Origin of the sequence: Chamaesiphon polymorphus CCALA 037, assembly GCF_003003845.1 — a bacterium.
In the GTDB taxonomy this organism is placed as follows: Bacteria; Cyanobacteriota; Cyanobacteriia; order Cyanobacteriales; family Chamaesiphonaceae; genus Chamaesiphon; species Chamaesiphon polymorphus.
Map to the genome: position 1 here is coordinate 1 of NZ_PVWO01000565.1, position 3,447 is coordinate 3,447.

Annotated in this window: 3 protein-coding genes; all 3 read left to right on the forward strand. The window is 49.3% G+C overall.

The window, feature by feature from the left end; all coding sequences use genetic code 11:
* Positions 1 to 98 precede the first annotated feature (98 nt).
* Entirely contained in the window at positions 99 to 563 is a 465-nt protein-coding gene (locus tag C7B77_RS26425) for a riboflavin biosynthesis intermediates N-glycosidase (RefSeq protein WP_106312014.1), read from the forward strand.
* A 197-nt stretch (positions 564 to 760) separates the two neighbouring features.
* The gene (locus tag C7B77_RS26430) at positions 761 to 2,842 is read left to right on the forward strand and encodes a M3 family metallopeptidase (protein WP_181244045.1); all 2,082 of its coding nucleotides are present in this window, start codon (positions 761 to 763) and stop codon (positions 2,840 to 2,842) included.
* A gap of 89 nt (positions 2,843 to 2,931) precedes the next feature.
* Positions 2,932 to 3,288: a hypothetical protein gene (locus tag C7B77_RS26435; RefSeq protein WP_106312020.1), complete on the forward strand. Its 357-nt coding sequence runs from the start codon at positions 2,932 to 2,934 to the stop codon at positions 3,286 to 3,288.
* The last annotated feature ends 159 nt before the right edge of the window (positions 3,289 to 3,447 follow it).

Consider the following 3,447-nt stretch of genomic DNA (forward strand, 5'->3'; position numbering starts at 1 on the left):
ATTGAATTTTAGCAGATCGGACATAATGTCCGATCGAGAATGTATCTGACAATCCAGTTTGCACGATCGTAAATAGTTTGGTAAAAAGAGGGGATGCAATGACTGAAACGACAGGGGTTGTGAACTTCTACAGCGTCAGTGACGAGTTCGGAGAATTCTCAAACTTCGCACCTTACCCATTTACGCTCGATGGAGAGTGGTGGCCGACTTCCGAACACTACTTCCAAGCGCAGAAGTTCGAGGACAATACATACAAGGCCAAAATTCGCAAATCTAACTCGCCGATGCTTGCCGCTCGGATGGGACGCGACCGCAAGCAGAAACTTCGACGGGATTGGGAGTCTGTCAAGGTTGGAGTGATGCGGGCGGCAGTGTTAGCCAAGTTTACCCAACACGAGGAGCTTCGCGTGCGGCTGCTCTCTACTGGAGACTTAAAACTAGTCGAGCATACTGAAAACGACGACTACTGGGGCGATGGCGGCGATGGCAGCGGTAAGAACATGCTCGGACGCATTCTCATGCAAGTGCGGGAGTCGCTACGGTTATCTCAAGATGCCGAATGAGGTGCTACGCCCGAACGCCATCAAATAGCTGGCTACAGAGTTCCTATTCGTCATTCCAGTGGTGGGCAAACGGGAAGTTTGAGTATAAAAATGTAGTTGAAAATGTTGTAGTTCCCAATGACGGTAAACCAGACATAGGCGAGTAGAGCGATCGAGAGATAATGGGTATATATCATCGAACCTCATCACACTTGCTTATGAAGCCCCTATTACAAGGTCAGGGATTGCCCCCATTTCCAGATATTAAAGCCGAACAAGTCGTTCCAGATATTACCGAACTGCTCGCTGAAGCCAACGAAAAATTGACCGCTCTCGAAGCGAATATCGTCCCCACCTGGACGGGATTGGTCGAACCACTCGATCGCATTGTCGAGCGGATCTCCTGGGCGTGGAGTATCGTCGGACACCTGATGGGCGTTCAAAATAGTCCCGAACTGCGCGCCGCTCATGAAGAAATGCAGCCCCAGGTCGTTCAATTTTGGATGCGGTTGGGACAGAGTACGGCTTTGTATGAGGGTTATAAGGCGATTAAAGCCAGTCCCGAATTTGCCACCTTCGATGTTGCCCAAAAACGGATTATCGATGCTGCCATCCGCGATATGGAGCTATCTGGAGTCGGTTTGACTGGCGAACCCAAGCAGCGATTTAACGATATTCAGCTCGCTCTTGCCGAACTTGCTAATAAGTTTTCTAATAACGTCCTCGATGCGACTAAAGCCTATAGTCTGACTCTGACTAAACCCGAAGAAATCGCGGGATTACCCGCAAGCTTACTCGGTCAAGCCGCACAATCTGCCAGAGCCGCCGGACATGAGGTTGCTACGCCAACAGATGGCCCTTGGGTAATTACCCTCGATATGCCCAGTTACTTACCCTTCATGCAACACAGTCAGCGGCGAGACTTGCGCGAGCAAATCTACAAAGCCTATGTCAGCCGCGCCGCATCTGGAGAGTACGATAATTTGGGTAATATCGATCGCATTCTCGAATTACGGCGCGAAATGTCGAATATCCTCGGCTTCGACAACTTCGCCGAACTCAGCCTCGCTAGTAAAATGGCACCCAACGTCGCCGCCGTCGAAAATCTCCTCGAATCTCTCCGCAGTGCTAGCTTTGAAGCAGCCAAACAGGATCTCGAAGATCTGCGCGCCTATGCCATCTCTAAAGAGGCACCCGAAGCCAACGATCTCAAACACTGGGATCTCGCCTACTGGTCGGAACGCCTGCGGGAAGCTAAATTTGACTTTAACGCTGAAGAATTGCGTCCCTATTTCCCCTTAGAACAGGTACTTTCAGGTTTATTTAACCTCGCGAACAATCTGTTTGGTATCGCCATTACCGCCGCCGACGGACAAGCACCCGTCTGGAATCCCGATGTGCGCTATTTCCAAGTTGCCAACGAGCAAAACCAACCGATTGCCTACTTCTACCTCGACGCCTACAGTCGTCCCGCCGAAAAACGCGGTGGTGCGTGGATGGCAGATTGCATCAGTCGCTCCAAATTGACCGATAAAGATGGGTCTAAAGTCCGGTTACCCGTTGCCTACCTGACTTGCAATCAAACGCCCCCAGTAGACGGCAAACCCAGTCTGATGACCTTCAGCGAAGTCGAAACCCTCTTCCACGAGTTCGGGCATGGCTTGCAACACATGCTCACCACCGTCGATTATGTCGGTGCGGCGGGAATTAGTAACGTCGAATGGGATGCGGTCGAGTTACCCAGCCAATTTATGGAAAACTGGTGTTACCATCGCCCCACCCTGCTAAGTTTGGGCAAGCACTACGAAACTGGCGAACCCTTACCCGAACACTATTACCAAAAACTCCTCGCCGCACGCACATTTATGAGCGGTAGCGGGATGCTGCGTCAAATCCATTTTAGCTGGCTGGATCTCGAACTCCACAGCCATTACCAACCAGGTGGTGCCGAAACGATTCCTGACGTCCGTAATCGCCTCGCTAAAATCAGCATGGTAATTCCCCCATTACCCGAAGACAATTTCCTCTGTTCCTTCGGACATATTTTCGCTGGCGGTTATGCAGCAGGCTACTATAGCTATAAGTGGGCAGAAGTATTGAGTGCGGATGCGTTTGCCGCGTTTGAAGATGCTGGGTTAGATGATGCAGATGCGATCGGCACCACCGGACGACGGTTCCGCGATACAGTATTATCGCTGGGCGGAAGCAAGCACCCAATGGAGGTGTTTACAGCCTTCCGAGGACGCGAGCCAGATCCATCAGCGTTACTACGTCACAACGGTTTGGTTGCAGCGAAGTAGGATTGAAGATATTTGCAAGTTTGTGGTAGGGGCAATTCATGAATTGCCCCTACCACAAATCGATTTATTCATAATGCTGGAGTTTTACTATGAATACTCGCTCTGAAGCAGTGCAATATCTACAAGAGCATGGCTATGAAGCCTTTGAAAGAGATTGGGCTATGGGTAAAACAATCGGTATTCCTACTGGAAAAAAACGTTATACAAAAATAGGTGACGGTTTTTTAGAAGGCTGGGATGGAATAATGTGGGTATATCCGATTGAGGAAGGATGGGCTGTCGATGATGGTTGGACTGATGATGACATAGACCACAAAAAATTTTCATCTTTGAATGAAGCAGTTTTAGCTGCTCGAGAAATTGCCGCAGCAATAAATCGTGGGGAATGGCATCGCACAAAGATGAGTCCAAGTAAGTCGTCGCGAAAGCTATCACGATCGTCTTAATGAGCTATTCAATAGCTAAACATATTCTTGAAAACCGAGCCTTTGAGAGTATCGACAAGATATCAGGAAACAGTAGTGACCGCAACAATCGCCAATCCCGAACGAATTGATGGGATTGCTGCCGAAGTCCAATTACCAGATTTTAGTAAAGAGGAAAAA